The 16,331-nt window shown below is 40.8% G+C and carries 17 protein-coding genes; 8 read left to right on the plus strand and 9 right to left on the minus strand.

Annotated features, from left to right (window positions below; all coding sequences use genetic code 11):
* Nucleotides 1-3: 3 nt before the first annotated feature.
* The gene (locus tag UNSWCS_RS01185) at nucleotides 4-438 is read right to left on the minus strand and encodes a hypothetical protein (RefSeq protein WP_021086937.1); all 435 of its coding nucleotides are present in this window, start codon (nucleotides 436-438) and stop codon (nucleotides 4-6) included.
* A gap of 1 nt (nucleotide 439) precedes the next feature.
* Nucleotides 440-2,371, minus strand: coding sequence for a ribosomal protection-like ABC-F family protein (gene abc-f / locus UNSWCS_RS01190; RefSeq protein ID WP_021086984.1), 1,932 nt, complete (start codon nucleotides 2,369-2,371; stop codon nucleotides 440-442).
* 96 nt (nucleotides 2,372-2,467) lie between these two features.
* Here abc-f and UNSWCS_RS01195 point away from each other — a divergent pair, with 96 nt between their 5' ends.
* From UNSWCS_RS01195 to UNSWCS_RS01205, 3 genes are all read left to right on the plus strand, one after another.
* Complete coding sequence (locus UNSWCS_RS01195) at nucleotides 2,468-3,787, plus strand: MATE family efflux transporter (RefSeq protein ID WP_021086938.1); 1,320 nt, start codon at nucleotides 2,468-2,470, stop codon at nucleotides 3,785-3,787.
* Nucleotides 3,763-4,425 carry a M48 family metallopeptidase gene (locus tag UNSWCS_RS01200; RefSeq protein WP_021086934.1) on the plus strand — a complete coding sequence of 221 codons (663 nt, stop codon included), beginning with the start codon at nucleotides 3,763-3,765 and terminating at the stop codon, nucleotides 4,423-4,425. The genes UNSWCS_RS01195 and UNSWCS_RS01200 overlap by 25 nt, the downstream gene beginning before the upstream one ends.
* Nucleotides 4,426-4,495: 70 nt before the next feature.
* A complete protein-coding gene (locus tag UNSWCS_RS01205) occupies nucleotides 4,496-4,981 on the plus strand; it encodes a tetratricopeptide repeat protein (protein WP_021086902.1) in 486 nt (161 codons plus the stop codon).
* Between the two features lie 98 nt (nucleotides 4,982-5,079).
* On the opposite strand, the gene UNSWCS_RS01210 is transcribed toward UNSWCS_RS01205, so the two are convergent.
* The 6 genes from UNSWCS_RS01210 to UNSWCS_RS01235 all read right to left on the minus strand — a co-directional run bounded on the left by UNSWCS_RS01210 (nucleotide 5,080) and on the right by UNSWCS_RS01235 (nucleotide 11,394).
* The gene (locus tag UNSWCS_RS01210) at nucleotides 5,080-7,146 is read right to left on the minus strand and encodes a TRAP transporter permease (RefSeq protein ID WP_021086929.1); all 2,067 of its coding nucleotides are present in this window, start codon (nucleotides 7,144-7,146) and stop codon (nucleotides 5,080-5,082) included.
* Nucleotides 7,147-7,234: 88 nt separating this feature from the next.
* Nucleotides 7,235-8,176 carry a TAXI family TRAP transporter solute-binding subunit gene (locus UNSWCS_RS01215; protein WP_021086898.1) on the minus strand — a complete coding sequence of 314 codons (942 nt, stop codon included), beginning with the start codon at nucleotides 8,174-8,176 and terminating at the stop codon, nucleotides 7,235-7,237.
* A 204-nt stretch (nucleotides 8,177-8,380) separates the two neighbouring features.
* Nucleotides 8,381-9,253 carry a carbon-nitrogen hydrolase gene (locus UNSWCS_RS01220; protein WP_021086956.1) on the minus strand — a complete coding sequence of 291 codons (873 nt, stop codon included), beginning with the start codon at nucleotides 9,251-9,253 and terminating at the stop codon, nucleotides 8,381-8,383.
* Nucleotide 9,254: 1 nt separating this feature from the next.
* A complete protein-coding gene (locus UNSWCS_RS01225) occupies nucleotides 9,255-10,181 on the minus strand; it encodes a cation diffusion facilitator family transporter (protein ID WP_021086949.1) in 927 nt (308 codons plus the stop codon).
* 2 nt (nucleotides 10,182-10,183) lie between these two features.
* Entirely contained in the window at nucleotides 10,184-11,152 is a 969-nt protein-coding gene (locus tag UNSWCS_RS01230) for an agmatine deiminase family protein (RefSeq protein ID WP_021086927.1), read from the minus strand.
* Nucleotides 11,149-11,394, minus strand: coding sequence for a CBU_0592 family membrane protein (locus UNSWCS_RS01235; RefSeq protein ID WP_002940350.1), 246 nt, complete (start codon nucleotides 11,392-11,394; stop codon nucleotides 11,149-11,151). The genes UNSWCS_RS01230 and UNSWCS_RS01235 overlap by 4 nt, the downstream gene beginning before the upstream one ends.
* Nucleotides 11,395-11,503: 109 nt before the next feature.
* Here UNSWCS_RS01235 and UNSWCS_RS01240 point away from each other — a divergent pair, with 109 nt between their 5' ends.
* The 5 genes from UNSWCS_RS01240 to UNSWCS_RS01260 all read left to right on the plus strand — a co-directional run bounded on the left by UNSWCS_RS01240 (nucleotide 11,504) and on the right by UNSWCS_RS01260 (nucleotide 14,835).
* Nucleotides 11,504-12,157 carry an amino acid ABC transporter permease gene (locus UNSWCS_RS01240; RefSeq protein ID WP_021086986.1) on the plus strand — a complete coding sequence of 218 codons (654 nt, stop codon included), beginning with the start codon at nucleotides 11,504-11,506 and terminating at the stop codon, nucleotides 12,155-12,157.
* Nucleotides 12,144-12,812 carry an amino acid ABC transporter permease gene (locus UNSWCS_RS01245; protein WP_021086936.1) on the plus strand — a complete coding sequence of 223 codons (669 nt, stop codon included), beginning with the start codon at nucleotides 12,144-12,146 and terminating at the stop codon, nucleotides 12,810-12,812. The genes UNSWCS_RS01240 and UNSWCS_RS01245 overlap by 14 nt, the downstream gene beginning before the upstream one ends.
* A gap of 1 nt (nucleotide 12,813) precedes the next feature.
* Nucleotides 12,814-13,551 (plus strand): amino acid ABC transporter ATP-binding protein, encoded by a 738-nt coding sequence (locus UNSWCS_RS01250; protein WP_021086964.1) that lies wholly within the window; start codon nucleotides 12,814-12,816, stop codon nucleotides 13,549-13,551.
* Nucleotides 13,552-13,642: 91 nt separating this feature from the next.
* Nucleotides 13,643-14,500 carry a cysteine ABC transporter substrate-binding protein gene (locus tag UNSWCS_RS01255; RefSeq protein ID WP_009293645.1) on the plus strand — a complete coding sequence of 286 codons (858 nt, stop codon included), beginning with the start codon at nucleotides 13,643-13,645 and terminating at the stop codon, nucleotides 14,498-14,500.
* A 20-nt stretch (nucleotides 14,501-14,520) separates the two neighbouring features.
* A complete protein-coding gene (locus tag UNSWCS_RS01260) occupies nucleotides 14,521-14,835 on the plus strand; it encodes a TfoX/Sxy family protein (protein WP_035142669.1) in 315 nt (104 codons plus the stop codon).
* A 67-nt stretch (nucleotides 14,836-14,902) separates the two neighbouring features.
* On the opposite strand, the gene UNSWCS_RS01265 is transcribed toward UNSWCS_RS01260, so the two are convergent.
* On the minus strand, nucleotides 14,903-16,270 hold the full coding sequence (locus UNSWCS_RS01265; RefSeq protein ID WP_021086987.1) for a phosphomannomutase/phosphoglucomutase: 1,368 nt from the start codon (nucleotides 16,268-16,270) through the stop codon (nucleotides 14,903-14,905).
* Between the last annotated feature and the right edge of the window lie 61 nt (nucleotides 16,271-16,331).

The following is a 16,331-nucleotide window of genomic DNA, read 5'->3' on the forward strand; positions in this document are numbered from 1 at the left end:
TACCTATCCAAATATAAAATATCTAAAAATTAAAAACTGATAATATACTACTCTAACTACTGTATTTAATAGCCAAACAGCACATAACGCTAAAATAGCTCCAATAATACTAAAATTCTTTAAAACCCCATAATAAATCACCATCAATAAAAAAAGAGAAAAATAAAAAAACATAATCATATAAAATAAATTTTTCAACCTTTCATATAAGTCCGAATTTTCTCTATTTGTTGCGATTAGCCTAATAATATCTATCTTATTTAAAAATCCAACCCTCTTATATTTTATCTCGATTAGATCACCCACTTCATATTTTTCTATCTCTGGTGAAAACACCCCGCTAAATCTCTCTTTACCTATCAAAAGGCTCATACTTGTGGCTAAATTTTGCCTAACAACTCTTCTATTTAGCGCACTTATCCTACCGATCTTTTTCAAGCTACTCTAGCTCCTCAGCTATCTCCAAAACTTCAAAATACTCATTTTCTAGGCTTTCAAGCTCAGCTTTTGCCTTTTCTAGCTCTTCATAAAGCTTAGCAAGACCCACTTCTTGATAAATTTTAGGATCACTAAGCCCATCATTTAGCTCAGCTACCCTTGCTTCAAGGGCTGAAATTTTATCTGGATATGTGTTTAAAATTTGCGTTTGTTTGTAGCTTAGTTTTGCGCCAGATTTACTCTTTTGCTTGGCTTCATTTTGGCTATTTGAGAGCTCTTTTTCAAATTTATCAAGCTCTTTCATCTCATCTTCAAGCTCCAAATAGACGCTATACTCCTCGTGCAAGACATTTATCTTCGTGCCCTCAAACGCCCAGAGCTTATTTGCCATCTTATCGACAAAATATCTATCGTGGCTAACTAGCAAGATAGCCCCCTCAAAGCTTTGCAAGTAGTCTTCTAAGATGTTGATAGTTGCGATATCAAGGTCGTTTGTCGGCTCGTCAAGCACCAGCACATCGTATGTTTTAGTAAAAAGCATCGCAAGTGCCACGCGGTTTTTCTCGCCGCCACTTAAAACGCCTATCTTTTTATCCAGAAATTCCTTTGGAAAGAGGAAATTTTTAAGATAGCCATAAACATGCATATTTCGCCCACGAACTAGCACGTGGTCGCCGCCATTTGGGCAAAAGGTCTCTATAAGGCTCTTATCATCATCAAGGACATTTCTAGCTTGATCAAAGTAGCCGATACTCACCTCGCCCCTTTTTATCTCGCCGCTACTTTGTTTTTCAAGCCCTAGCAAAATTTTAAGCAAAGTGCTCTTTCCACTGCCGTTTCGCCCAACTATGGCTATCCTCTCGCCCTGCAAGATTCTTGCGTCAAATTTTTCAAAAAGCATCTTGCCGTCTATACTTTTGCTTAAATTTTTAAACTCAAATAGCATTTTTTTGCGGTTTTGGCTCTGCGTTTGATTGAAATTTTTACTCGCACGCTCTAGCTCAAGCCTCACGCGTCTTATCACGCCTGGGTTTTTCTTGGCCTCCTCGCGCATGGCGAGCACCCGCTCTTTTCTGCCCTCGTTTCGCTTTAGCCTAGCTTTTACGCCGCGCCTTAGCCACTCCTCTTCAGCCTTTAGCTGTTTTAGCAGTGTCTCATGCGACTTTGCAAGACTTGCTAAAATTTCCTCTTTTTTGGTTAGATAGTTTGCATATCCGCCCTCGAAATTTTTTAAGCTTGCATCCTCGACCTCAACGCACCTAGTAGCGAGCGCATCAATAAAATACCTATCGTGGCTAATAAAAACTATGCTTTGAATTGAGCTTTTAAGCATATCTTCAAGAAATTTGACCATATAGACATCAAGGTGGTTTGTAGGCTCATCAAGCAGCAGCACATCTGGCTTTTTAAGGATGAGAGCGCCCAATGCCACACGCCTGATCTCGCCACCACTTAGCGAGCAAATCGGCCTGTTTTCATACTCTTTTAGCTTAAATTCTTGCAAAATTCGCTCGATCTTATGCTCGATATTCCAGCCGTCCTTTGCCTCTATAAATTTCAAAAGCTTCTCTTGCTCTTTTAAAATTTCCTTGTTTTCTGGGTCATTTGCTAGCAAAACGCCACTCTTTTCATACTCGCTTATCGCGTCAAATATCTCTTTTAGCTCGTTATTTAGCGCATCTCTTACGCTAAAAGTGGCGTTAAAATTTGGATTTTGCGCTAGCATCTCGACGCTTATCAAGCTCTGCACTATGCGTCTGCCACTATCTGCTGCCTCCTCGCCAGAGATGATCTTCATAAGCGTGCTCTTGCCGCTGCCGTTTTTGCCGATGATCGCTATCTTTTCATTTTCATTTACGCTAAGGCTTACGCTGTTTAAAATTTCATTTGCGCCAAATTTTTTACTAACGTCTATCAGGTCGATTAATGCCATTTTTCTCTCAAATTTTAAATTTTTTGGATTATATCAAAAGGGAGCTAAAACCTAATTTGGCTATAATCGCCCCAAAATTTAAAAAGGGAGAAATTTATGAATCTTTCTATGAAAAAACTGGTCGTCCCTATATTTTTAGATATGTTTTTGCACTTTATAACGCTCATCATAAACACCTACATGGTGACAAAAGTGAGCGTGCATCTAGTTGGCGCCATGGGTGCGGGCAATCAAGTGATGGATCTTTTTATGACCATTTTTAACTTTTTAAGCATGGGCTGCTCAGTCGTCGTCGCACAAGCTCTTGGCGCAAAGCAAAACGAGTTAGCTTCAAGCGTCATACACGCAAGCATCACGTCAAATACTATCTTTGGTATCTTCTCAGCCATCATCATCTACGTCTTTGGCTACAACATCTTAAATTTACTAAATGTACCAAACGATCTCATAAACGATAGCTTCTCATACCTTCACATCCTTGGCTTTGCCCTGCTATTTGATGGCATCGGCATGGTGCTAGCTGCGGTGCTTCGCGTCTATAACCTAGCAACTGCTGTGATGCTAACTTCAGTTTTGATGAACATCATCACCATCTTTGGCAACGCCATCGCTCTTTTTGGCTGGTTTGATCTGCCAAATTTAGGCCTGCAAGGTGTTGCTATCTCGACATTTGTGGGCAGACTAATAGGCGTTTTTGTCCTACTTTACATGCTAACTCGCGTGGCAAAAGTTAGAATTTATCTTAGCAAACTGCTTGTCGTGCCGTTTGGAATTTTAAAGAAAATACTCTCAGTTGGCTTGCCAAGCGCTGGCGAAAATTTACTCTGGATGGCGCAATACATGGTCGCATTTGGCTTTATTGCGAGCATGGGCGAGGCAACTCTTAGCGTGCAGACTATCTACTTTCAGATCACGCTTCTTATCTTGCTTTGTGGAGCGAGTATCAGTGTGGCAAACGAGGTCATCGTGGGGCATTTGGTTGGAGCAAGCGAGTTTAACCAGGCCTATACAAGAACCTTTAAAGCCTTGTGGCTTGGCATTTTTATAACCTTAGTCGTTGTTTTGATCGCCTATGCCTTAAAGTATAAGATCATGGACGCGCTAAATTTAGATGAGAGCTTGCGCAAGATAATGCTACCGCTCTTTACCCTCTCGATCGTGCTAGAGGCTGGCAGAACCTTTAACATCGTCATCGTAAATGCCCTTCGTGCAAGTGGCGACGCGAAATTTCCACTAGCAACTGGGCTTATCTTTATGTGGGGGCTTTCGCTGCCGCTTGGATATTTCTTAGGCATACACCTTGGCTGGGGCATCGTTGGCGTTTGGATAGGATTTTGCGCTGATGAGTGGCTAAGAGGCCTTGCAAATACCTGGCGCTGGAGAAGCAAAAAGTGGCAAGAAAAACGCCTAGTTTAAGGCAAAAGAGCCTAAATTTAGACTTTTATGGCTTAAGCGTTTTAATACATTTTAAAACAAATGTAAAGGCTATGCGATTAAGAGTTGGCAAGGACGCTAAGATCACGCTTTCTATGCCATTTTACAGCACGCAAAAGATGGCTCTTAGCTTTCTTGAGACACATAAAATTTGGCTTGAAAACTCATATAAAAAAGCCCTTTTAAATTTGCCAAAAGATGATGAGATGAAATTTCTTGGGCAAATTTATAAGATCAAATTTGATGAGAGCGTAAAGATGCCATTTTTTGAAGATAAATTTATCATAACGCCAAATTTAAAGGCACTTGAGCGCTTTAAAAAAGCAAGAGCAAAAGAGCTATTTTTAGAGCTTGTAAGCTACTATCAGCCTCATATCAATAAGCCAGTTAGTCGCATCGTCATAAGAGATAGCAAAACTCGCTGGGGGAGCTGCAACCACAAAAAAGGCTATATAAACTTAAGCCTAAGGCTCATCGAAAAGCCGCTCTCAGCCGTGCGCTACGTCATACTTCACGAGCTTACTCACCTGCTCTATCCGCATCATCAAAGCAGCTTTTATAAATTTATAGAAGCCATCATGCCTGATTACAAAGAGCAAGAGCAAATTTTAAAATCATAATTATTTTTCATCAAGTAAGTGTAAATTTAATATGTTAAAATTACACATTACTTTACAAAAGGAAAATTTTATGAAAAAAATGATTTTTATCTCGCTTCTTGCAGCTTGCGCTCTAGCAGGCGACTTTGAAGATGGCTTGAAGGCTTATGCTGACTCAAATTTCACTGAGGCTTTGTCTAAATTTGAAGCAGGTTGCGCGGCAAATGACGCAAGATCATGCGTAATAGCAGGTGCGATATACCAGGTTGGCAAAACTGACGTGCCAGATAGCAACAAAGCGCTAGAGTTTTACAATAAAGCTTGCCAAGGCGGTGAAAAAGAGGGTTGCTCAGCAGCCGGTGGAATTTATCTAGATAACGATCCACAAAAGGCAAGAGAGCTTTTTAACAAAGCATGCGAGCTAAATGACGGCTACTCTTGCGCGATGATGGGATCAATACTAATAGATGATCATAAATTTAAAGAGGCCTACGCGGTTTTAGAAAAAGGTTGCAAGCTAGGTGATAAGCTCGCTTGCGAGTTTGCCGGCGATCTGAAACGCTCAAAACAACTTTGATCTCTAGGTTTTTAAAGCCTAAATTCTCACTTTTTACAAAATCAATGGAAATTTATAAATAAATTTAAAGGTTTAGGCAAGAGAGCTCTTGCCTAGTGTTAAATCGCTCTTATTTGATCAAGCGGTTTATCTTTTATGCCCCACTGAGTCATAAATACAAAGCCATAAAGAGCCGCTGCTACAATGTAGGCTGTGTATTCGTTTGGCATCAGACCAAATTTCACGCAGATGTTTGGCACAAGTGCTAGAGGCACGACAGGGATAAGTAGCACTCTCTCCCAAATCCTAAGCTTTGTGACGTAGTATCCTTGAAGCAAGCTAGAAAAGGCAAACATTCCCACGATCGCCATGCCAAAGACGAGTAAAATTTCAAGCGGATTGCTCATCCAGACTATCCCTTTTGAGTCAAGCGGATCGCTCGTGTTTATGTTCTCAATAAGCATAAGTTTGTTGTTAAAGAAAAAGGCAAATGGCAAAATCGCTGTTCTTAGATCGTAAAAAAATCCTTGCACGCCAACGGTTATTGGATTTGCCTTGGCAATGCCCGCTGCTGCGTAGGCTGCGATACCAACTGGTGGCGTATCATCGGCTAAAATTCCAAAGTAAAATACAAAAAGATGCACGGCGATGGCTGGGATCAAGAAGCCATTTTTATGCGCCAAAAACAAGATAACTGGCGCAACAAGACTTGAGACGACGATGTAGTTTGCCGTTGTTGGAAGCCCCATGCCAAGGATGAGCGACATAAGAGCCGTTAAAAGTAGGATCATCATGATGTTATCGCCCGCTAGAAGCTCGACCAGATCAGAAAGTACTTGACCAAGGCCAGTTAGCGAGATAGAGCCCACGATGATGCCTGCAAGCGCGGTTGCGATGGCGATTGTGGTCATACTCTTTGCAGCTGCGACCATCGCCCAAAATATATCCTCAAAGCCAAGAAGCACATCGTTTAGCCCTACCTTTTCGCCTGAAGCTAGCTTTTTAGTTGGCTCTTGAAAGATCATTATCAAAAATAAAAATCCTATCGCATTAAAAGCTGCGGCTATGGCTGACTCTTTTGCGATTAAAAGAGTATAAAGTAAAATCAAGATCGGCGTTATATAGTGAAGACCGCTAACGAAAATTTTAAATCTTGAGTGAAATTCGCTCTGATTTATGCCCTTTAGTCCAAGTTTGACGCTCTCTAAATGCACGATGAAAAATAGCGACAAATAACAAGCAAATGCTGGGATAACCGCCGCCATCATCACGTTTGTATATGTCATGCCTAAAAACTCAGCTATGATAAAAGCAGCAGCACCCATGATAGGAGGCATGAGCTGTCCATTTACGCCAGCTGCAACCTCGATAGCTCCAGCTTTTGTGCGTGAAAGGCCAGCCTTTTTCATAAGTGGTATGGTAAATGTACCAACGGTGACGACGTTTGCTGTTGAGCTGCCTGAAACCATGCCAGTTAGGCCACTTGCGATGACTGAAGCCTTAGCTGGGCCACCTCTATATTTACCAAGAAGAGAAAAGGCTAAATTTATGAAGTATTGTCCAGCACCTGCTCGCTCAAGTAATGAGCCAAAAAGAACAAAAAGGTAGATAAAGCTAACACTAACGCCAATAGGCACGCCAAAGACGCCCTCAGTCGTCAAAAACATGTGCCCTGCGATCTTTTCAAAGCTAGCGCCTTGATGAGCGATGATGTCTGGCATATAAGGACCAAAGTGATCGTATATCAAAAATAATATACAAATGATAGGAAGTGCTGGTCCCATGACACGCCTGCCAGCCTCAAGTAAGACGATGATCGCCAAAAACGATATAACGATATCTTTAGTGATATAATCCCCTGTCCTATCAGCTAGCTCATAAAAATAAACCGCTGGATAAAGCACGGCAACAACGCCTACCACGCAAAAAACTAGGTCGTAAAGTGGCAAACTTGAGTGAGCCTTTTTATGAAAAGTGACTGGATAGAGCAAAAATACAAGCCCAACCGCAAAAGCTAGGTGAATAGAGCGTGAAATGTTAGTATTTAGTGGGAAATACGCTATATAAAGCTGAAAAACCGACCAAGAGAAACACGCAAATGCGATGAAATAGTTGTAAAAATTGCTATTTATCTCTCTTGTCTTTACTTCGACAAATTGTTCTTCGTTGTCATTAACTTCGTTCATCTCTCTCCTTTAAAATTTAAATATAAAAATTTAAAAGAATTTACATATTTAAATTTTATCCAGAGGCAAAAGCCCCTGGAAATTTGAGTTATTTTAAGATACCAGCCTCTTTAAATGCAGCCTCTGCAGCCGGATGAAGCGGAGCTGAAAGACCTTGGACGAGATCTTCTTTATTTACTGATTTTAGCGCTGGGTGAAGAGTTTTATACTCATCAAAGTTATCTAAAATAGCTTTTATCACAGCTTTTACAGCCTCATCTTTTGTATCTTTACTAGTTACTAAAACAGCTTTTACGCCGATAGTATTTACATCGTGATCGACGCCATCATATGAGCCTTTTGGGATCACACCTTTTGCAAAGTATGGTTTTTCTTTAAGAAGATTATCGATCTCGCTGCCTTCGATGTTTAGGATATCAATAGGCAAAGATGTCGCTGCATCAGTGATGTTTGCAGTTGGGTGACCGACAACAAAGCTATATCCGTCTATCTTTTTATCTTTTAGTGCGTGTGGGCATTCGCCAACTGTTAAAACGCCGCGGTATCCTAGTTTTGAAACGTCAAAGCCTTTTGCCTTAAAGACTTCAAGTGTGCTCACTTCGTTGCCGCTGCCTGGGTTTCCGACGTTGTATTTTTTACCAGCAAATGAAGAGAGATCGCTTGTAAGACCGCTATCTTTTGCTACAACAAATGCAAGAAGCTCTGGATAGATCGCAACTACTGAGCGTAAATTTTCATCTTTTGCTCCGTCAAATTTGCCAGTGCCGTTATATTTATCATAGACGACGTCACTTTGAACAAAACCAAATGTAAGCTCTTTTTTAAGGACGTTATTTACGTTGTAAACTGAGCCGCCAGTTGATTGAACAGAGCATTTTACATCTGTATTTTTATTTGCCAAACGGCAGATCGCTCCACCTATCGGATAGTATGTACCTGTCATGCCGCCAGTGCCGATACTGATAAATTCTTTTGCTGAAAGTGTTGTTGCCAAAAGCAATCCAGCAAGTGCCAAAGAAGTAGTTTTCATCTAAAATCCTTTCAAAAAATTTAAGGCTATTTTATTCTATAAATTTAGCTTTGTATCTTTTTGATATGATATTTTTATGCCATTTTGGTAAAGTTGCAACTATTCTACACAATCAAGGCTTAAAAAAATATTTTCTTAAGAATAAATTTATATTTCTTTTACAAGCATTCTAAATTTTAAGAGCTAGAAACTCTAGCTCTAAATTTAGTCGATAAATCTCTTTGTGATATTTGCGTAGGCGTCGATCCTGCGGTCTCTTAAAAATGGCCAAATTCTGCGCACTTCTTCGCTTCTTTTCATATCTATCTCAACGATCTTGCATAGCTCATCTGTGCTATTTGCGCGGAAAAGCTGCTCGCCTTGTGGCCCAAAAACAAAGCTATTTCCCCAAAACTTAATCCCATCCATCACGCCACTATCGTCTTTTTCAAAGCCCACACGATTTACTGCAACAACTGGCAGGCCGTTTGCCACGCTGTGACCTCTTTGCACTGCCACCCACGCTTCAAGCTGTCTTGACTTTTCATCCTCGCTATCTCCCTCAAACCAGCCAATAGCCGTTGGATAGATGAGAATTTTCGCCCCTTTTAGCGCCATCAGCCTTGCTGCCTCTGGATACCACTGATCCCAACAAACCAAAACGCCAAGCTTGCCAAGGCTAGTCTCAACTGGCTCAAAGCCAATGTCGCCAGGCGTGAAGTAAAATTTCTCGTAAAATCCAGGGTCATCAGGGATGTGCATTTTTCTGTATTTGCCAGCCACGCTGCCGTCACGCTCGAAGACAAAAGCGGTGTTGTGATAAAGTCCGTCAGCCCTCTTTTCAAAGAGCGAAGTGACTAAAACTACGCCATTTTCTTTTGCCACCCTGCCCCAAAAAGCGACGTCCTCTTGCCAATCATTTGCGTGATCAAAGAAATTTGTATCCTCGCTTTGGCAAAAATACTGCGTCTGGTGCAGCTCTTGGCAGACGACTAGATCAGCGCCACCTTTTTTTGCCTCGGCGATTAGCCCAAGCGTCTTTGCGATGGTCGCCTCTTTTGTCCCCTTAAATTCTTGTTGAAGTAGTGCTACTTTCATCTCATCTCCCTTCTTTGTCGTTGTATGGGTCTAAATGCGTGGTTATCTGCCACGAAAATTCCTTAAATTTCTCTCTTATCTCAGCTTCAAGCGAGTCAGCCACCTCGTGCGCGTCGTAAAGCGAGATATCTTTGTCAAAAACTAAATGCAGCGTTAAAAATATGGTATTTGCACTCTGTCTTGTGTTTAGGTAGTGAAAGTCTGAAATCCTCTGCTTTGCCTTTATCATCTTGATGATCCCATCTATGACCTCAGGGCTTGCTGCGTGATCTAGTAAGACACCAAAGGCGTCTTTGCCAAGGCTTATAGCGCTTTGAGCGATGTAGCCACTTATCACGATACCAAAGATCGCATCTATCATCACAAATCCGCTAAATTTAATGATAAGTAGCGAGATGATGACTGCAAGGTTGCTAAAAAGGTCGATCTTGTAGTGCAGTGCGTCTGCTTTGATGATAAGGTTGCCACTTTTTTTAGAAATTTGGTTTAAAAATAGCACCAAACATAGCGTCACTATGACCGAAAATACCATCACGCCAAGGCTCAAGCCAAGGTCTATCTCTAAATTTGGCTCGCTAAATTTCTTAATGCTCTCATAAAATATATATCCAGCAGCCAGCACGATGATAACGCACTCAAATAGCGCTGCCAAGGCCTCTAGCTTTGTGTAGCCAAAGTTAAATCTCTCATCGGCTTGCTTTCTTGACTTTCTAAGCGCAAATAAATTTAAAAGCGAAACGATAAAATCAAGCATCGAATCAATCGCCGAGCCAAGCACAGCGACTGAGCCGCTAAAAAGTCCAGCTGTAAATTTCACAAGTGCAAGCAAAAAGGCGCAAGCTCCAGCTGCAATAACGGCCTTATTTTCGCCCTGCGTGCACTCCTGCTTATTTATGCTGTTAAACTCATAATCAAACGGACTTGACAAGGTTAAGACCTTTTGTATCTATTTTGGCTTGAGCAGTGAAGCGAGCCATTTTGACGGACAAAAACTAGCGAATTTACACCGATGATCTTTCTATCTGGCAGCGCCTTGGCTAGTAAATTTAACACCTTTTCATCGTTTTCGTCATTATATATTGGCACGATTAGCGCACCATTTATAAAGATAAAGTTTGCATAGGTGCAGCCAAGCCTTTTGCCATCATAAAATTTAGGCTTAGGTAGTGGCAAGGCAAGCAGCCTAAAGCCAGTTTTTTTAAGCTCATCCTCCATTTTTTTTAGCTCATCAAAGTGTTCATCGCTCCCATCTTCGCAAGCTGCGTAAGCTATCGTATCAGGCGTGATAAAGCGCGCTAAAGTATCGATGTGACTATCTGTGTCATCACCCCTTATAAAGCCATTTTCAAGCCAGATGATACGCTTTAAGCCAAATAAATTTTTTAGTTTTTCTTCGATCTGCTCTTTGCTAAATGCTTTGTTTCTATTTTCATTTAGCAGGCATTTTGAGGTGGTTAAAAGCACGCCATCTCCGTTAAATTCAATACTTCCGCCCTCTAGTATCATATCAACTGGCTCAAGCTTGGTCTTATAAATTTTAGCTAGCTCTAAATTTATCGCATCATCTTTTGAACTCTTAAATTTACCGCCCCAAGCGTTAAATTTAAAGTCGTAGCTCTTTACGCCGTCCTTGGTGCAAACGTCGATCATGCCGTAGTCTCTGATCCAAGTATCATCAGTCTCAAGCTTTACAAACTCTACATTTTTAAATTTCTTAAACCTAGTAAAATTTGCCTCATCAGGGCAGATAAGCACCACCTTTTCATAGGGCGTAACAGCAGCCACAAGCTCCTCATAGCTCGCCAAAATCTCCTCTAAATAAGGCTCCCAGTCGCTCTTACTATGTGGCAGCGATAAAAACAAAAGCTCCTGCTCCTCCCACTCTGCATACGCTCTCACGCTCTCTCCTTATAAATTTTATAAATTCCATAAATCGTAATGATTATCCAAAAGACCTCTATCAAAAACGAGCCGAGGTTAAAGTGCACAAAAAGCGAGATTATAAGTAGTACCGCACCTGCTAAATTTATTATCTGATAGGCTAGATCGTGGCTATTTAGGCGGCCGATCTGAAGTAAAAAGTAGCCCATCACGATGCAAATCATCCCTAAAAAACCGATGATCTGAAAAAGATCGATCAAATTTTATCCTTTTTGTAAGCTTAAATTTAAAGCGTGATCATATCTAATTAGTTTTAAATTTATGATTATGGGATAAAATAACTCCATTTTTCAGATTGGATTAAAGTTTATGGATTTTGAGTTTATTGAGAAATTTTACCCCCTTTTTGTAAAGGCTGGGATTCTCACCTGCCAGATCGCCTTTTTGGGGATAGTTTTTTCTATTTTGATAGGCATTTTTTGCATGGCTGTGAAATTTTACAAGCTAAAATTTCTCTCAAAGCTTGTTGATTGCTACGTTGAGCTTTCAAGAAACACACCGCTTCTTATCCAGCTATTCTTTTTATACTACGGCTTGCCAAAGCTTGGAGTGTCGATGAGTGGCTTTACCTGTGCGGTCGCGGGACTTAGCTTTCTTGGTGGCAGCTATATGAGCGAGAGCTTTAGACTTGGCTTTGAGGCGGTGAGAAAGTCGCAGATAGAAGCAGGACTTAGCATCGCACTCAGTAAAAACCAACTCTTAAGATATGTCATCTTGCCACAAGCCTTTAGCGTGGCACTTCCAAGTATCAGCGCAAACGTCATATTTTTACTAAAAGAGACAAGTATCGTTAGTATCGTAGCCCTTGCTGATCTAGTCTACGTCGCAAAGGATCTCATCGGGCTTTACTACAAGACAGATGAGGCGCTTTTTATGCTGGTTATTAGCTATCTTGTCATCATCTTGCCAGTCTCGCTGGCGCTTAGCTACATCGAAAAAAGGGTTAGAAATGCAAGGAGTTAGTATATTATTTGACACGCAAAATTTACTAAGACTGCTTGAAGGTCTTGTTGTAAGCACTGAAATTTCGTTTATCTCGATTATCATCTCCGTTATCGGTGGCCTCATACTTGGCGTTTTGATGAGCATGAAAAACAAATTTATCTATTTTGTTTTAAAAATTTGCCTCGAGATCGTGCGCATCATGCCTCAGATCGTCTGGCTATTTTTATTTTATTTTGGCGTTAGCAAGGCTTTTGATATCCATATCTCAGCATTTACCGCCTCGCTCATCGTCTTTAGCCTTTGGGGCGTTTTTGAGATGATGGATATCGTGCGCGGTGCTATCACCTCGATACCAAAGCACCAGTTTGAGTCAGCCGCCTCACTTGGACTTAGCAAATTTCAAATTTACTTTTATGTCATCATCCCACTTGCTACAAGAAGGCTGGTGCCTGGAGCTGTAAATTTACTAAGCCGTATGATAAAAACGACCTCTATCGTCGTGCTAATCGGTGTTGTAGAGGTGGTCAAGGTCGGCCAGCAGATCATCGAGCGAAATGTATTTACAAATCCTATGGCGCCATTTTGGATATACACGCTCATATTCTTTTTATATTTTGCGATCTGCTATCCAGTCTCAAAACTATCGAAAAAACTAGAAGAAAAATGGAGCTAAAATGAGCGAAAATATCTTAGAACTTAAAAAAATAAACAAATTTTATGGAGAGCTTCACGCCTTAAAAGATATAAGCTTAGAGGTAAAAAGTGGCGAGGTGGTCGTGCTTCTTGGGCCATCAGGCTGTGGCAAGAGTACAACTCTTAGGTGCATAAACGGCCTTGAGAGCATAGCAAGCGGCGAGATCGTCATAGACGGCGAAGTGATAGATGCTAAATTTAATGAGTGGCAAAGGATCCGCCAAAAGGTCGGCATGGTCTTTCAAAGCTACGAGCTCTTTGATCACATGAACGTTATAGACAACGTCCTTCTTGGGCCTTTGAAGGTGCAAAAAAGAGATAGAGCTGAGGCTGAAAAGACGGCTGATATGTGGCTAAGCAAGGTTGGACTACTTGATAAGAAATTTGCCTATCCAAAGGAGCTAAGCGGCGGTCAAAAGCAGCGCATAGCAATCGTTAGAAGCCTTTGTTTAAACCCTGAGATCATGCTATTTGACGAGGTTACGGCTGCGCTTGATCCAGAGATCGTTAGAGAAGTGCTTGATGTGATACTAAATTTAGCCAAAGATGGCATGACGATGCTAATAGTCACCCACGAGATGAGCTTTGCAAGAGCGGTTGCAAATAAGATCGTATTTATGGACGCTGGAGCGATCGTGGAGATCAGCGAGCCAGAGGAGTTTTTTACTAATCCAAAGAGCGATCGCGCAAAGAAATTTCTAAATTTATTCTCATTTTAGAAAAAATAAGAGATAATTTGCCGTTTTTTCAAAATGCGTTTAGAGCGAGATTTGACCGCTCTTATTTACTAAATTTTCTAAAGGAGAAAGAGTGAGAAAATTTAAATTTTTCTTATTAGCATTAGTCGCTACCGTCTTTCTAACGGGTTGTGGTGATGACAAAGGTGCGGACAAAGCAGCCGCCTCAAACCAAGCTGATACGATCGCAAAGATCAAAGAGCGTGGATATATAAGGATAGGCGTTTTTAGCGACAAACCGCCATTTGGCTACGTCGATAAAGATGGCAAAAACCAAGGCTATGACATCTACTTTGCAAAACGCATCGCAAAAGACTTGCTTGGCGATGAGAGCAAGGTTAAATTTGAGCTAGTCGAGGCTGCTGGCAGGGTCGAAGTGCTTACAGCTGACAAGGTCGATATCACGCTTGCAAATTTCACAAAGACGCCTGAGCGCGCACAAGTTGTTGATTTTGCGCTTCCATATATGAAAGTTTCACTTGGCATCGTTAGCCCTGAGGGCGCTGTGATAAAGAGTGTTGATGAGCTAAAAGATAAAACTTTAATCGTCAATAAAGGCACAACAGCGGACGCATTTTTTACAAAAAATTATCCTGATATCAAGCTTTTAAAGTATGATCAAAACACCGAAACTTTCGCAGCTTTGGTTGATAAAAGGGGTGCAGCTCTAGCGCATGATAACGCCCTACTTTTTGCCTGGGCGAAAGAGACTCCTGGCTTTGTCGTTGGCGTTGAGGCGCTTGGCGATGTGGATGTGATAGCTCCAGCTGTCAAAAAGGGTAACAAAGCCTTGCTTGAGTGGCTAAATAACGAGATCATAGAGCTTGGAAAAGAAAATTTCTTCCACAAGGACTATGACGCAACACTAAAACCGATCTATGGCGACAGCGTAAATCCTGAATCTCTAGTCGTCGAAGGCGGCAAACTCTAAATTCAAAGTGAGTGATCATAGTGAATGAATTTAATGAATATGTTCGCGATAGATTTTCTGAATTCGGCGATATTGTCATAAAATCCATGATGGGTGGATACCTTGTATATTTTAACGGTAAACTGATAGGTGACATTTGTAATAATGAACTGTTTTTAAAGAGAACGCCGACATCGGACAGACTTCTTGCAGACTCAGAACTACGTTATCCTTATAATGGCTCAAAGACGTTAATGCATGTATTCGAGAAATTTGAGGATGCGAATTTGATTGGAGAATTGTTGCGCGGCATGTATGCGGAACTGCCCGAAAAGAAACCAGCAAAAGCCAGATAAGTTGAATGTTTAAATAAAATTTTAAAAAGCATTTTGGAGTAAATTTAACCCAAAATGCTTTTATTGGCTACATCAAGCTCTTTAGTAAATTTGTCACTTTTTGCTCGATCTCTTCTAGAAATTCCTTACTTTTAGCTTCAAATCTAGTGACGATAACTGGCGTTGTATTTGACGCACGCACCAGCGCCCAGCCATTTTCAAACTGAATCCTAATACCATCAATGTCAATGATATTTTTTATCTTTGGCAGGTCACAACCATCGTTTTTCACGCACTCTTTTAGCTTGGCAACTATCTTAAATTTAGCCTCGTCAGTCGTCTTTATCTTGATCTCATCGGTGCTAAAGACAAGCGGCATCTTATCAAGCTCGCCGTCAAGGTCAAAGCCCTTATGAACTAGCTCAAGCACCCTCATCATCGCATAAAGCGCATCATCAAAGCCAAAATAGCGCTCTTTAAAGAAGATATGACCGCTCACTTCAGCCGCAAGATCTACGTTTAGCTCTTTCATCATCTTTTTTATATTGCTATGTCCAGTTTTTCCCATAAAAACTTCGCCGATCTTGGCGATCTCATCGTACATATTTTGTGAGCATTTTACCTCGCCAAGCACCTTTGGATGATCCATATTTAGCGCATAAAGATAGGCTAGTTCATCGCCTTTTATATCTCTTTTTGGCGTTATAACTGCGATCCTGTCGCCATCTCCGTCAAAGCCAAATCCAAGGTCAAATTCCTTCTTTTCGATGAGCGAAAATATCTCTTTTAAATTCTCTTTTTCACTTGGGTCTGGGTGGTGATTTGGGAAATTTCCGTCTGGATCTTCATATAAAATTTTTGCATTTAACCCAAGCGCCTTGACGATAGGCACCAAGCTCACGCCAACAGCACCATTTGCGCAGTCGATGACAAAAGGCTTTTTGAAATTTTTAAGCTCACTAAATTCTTTTACAAAAAACTCGACATATTTTTCTAAGATGTTAAATTTCTCACAGCTCTCATCGTCTGCGATCTCTAAATTTGAGGCGATTATCTCGTTTACCTTGTCTTTTAAAATTTGCAGATCTTTGCCAAAAAAACTATCTTTTTTGATCGTGATCTTAAAGCCGTTATAATCTTTTGGATTGTGAGAGCCCGTGATCATGATGTTTGCGTCAAAATAATCAGCATAAACGCTAAAGTAGCCAACAGGAGTTGGAAGCAAGCCGATGCTATAAATTTTAAAGCCACCAGCCTTGTTTAGGCCACTTAACAGATACCTAAAAAGTGTGCTAGCACTAAGCCTTGCGTCAAAGCCAACGCTTAAAGTTTTCACGCCAAATTCGTTAAATTTCTTACCCAAAGCAAGTCCTATAGCCTTGACGCTGTCCTCTGTCAAGTCTTTTTCAAAAATGCCGCGGATGTCGTATTCTCTAAAAATTTCATCATATTTCATTGTAAATTCTCCCTAAAAGAATGCAAAAATGATACAAGAATAAATTTAAAAAGGAGTAAAT

Source organism: Campylobacter concisus UNSWCS (assembly GCF_000466685.1).
In the GTDB taxonomy this organism is placed as follows: domain Bacteria; phylum Campylobacterota; class Campylobacteria; order Campylobacterales; family Campylobacteraceae; genus Campylobacter_A; species Campylobacter_A concisus_A.

Coding starts and splice junctions, on each gene's coding strand:
- UNSWCS_RS01205 (WP_021086902.1), top strand. CDS start 4,496: ATGAAAAAAATGATTTTTATCTCGCTTCTTGCAGCTTGCGCTCTAGCA.
- UNSWCS_RS01265 (WP_021086987.1), bottom strand. CDS start 16,270: ATGAAATATGATGAAATTTTTAGAGAATACGACATCCGCGGCATTTTT.
- abc-f (WP_021086984.1), bottom strand. CDS start 2,371: ATGGCATTAATCGACCTGATAGACGTTAGTAAAAAATTTGGCGCAAAT.
- UNSWCS_RS01210 (WP_021086929.1), bottom strand. CDS start 7,146: ATGAACGAAGTTAATGACAACGAAGAACAATTTGTCGAAGTAAAGACA.
- UNSWCS_RS01245 (WP_021086936.1), top strand. CDS start 12,144: ATGCAAGGAGTTAGTATATTATTTGACACGCAAAATTTACTAAGACTG.
- UNSWCS_RS01250 (WP_021086964.1), top strand. CDS start 12,814: ATGAGCGAAAATATCTTAGAACTTAAAAAAATAAACAAATTTTATGGA.
- UNSWCS_RS01215 (WP_021086898.1), bottom strand. CDS start 8,176: ATGAAAACTACTTCTTTGGCACTTGCTGGATTGCTTTTGGCAACAACA.
- UNSWCS_RS01195 (WP_021086938.1), top strand. CDS start 2,468: ATGAATCTTTCTATGAAAAAACTGGTCGTCCCTATATTTTTAGATATG.
- UNSWCS_RS01240 (WP_021086986.1), top strand. CDS start 11,504: ATGGATTTTGAGTTTATTGAGAAATTTTACCCCCTTTTTGTAAAGGCT.
- UNSWCS_RS01220 (WP_021086956.1), bottom strand. CDS start 9,253: ATGAAAGTAGCACTACTTCAACAAGAATTTAAGGGGACAAAAGAGGCG.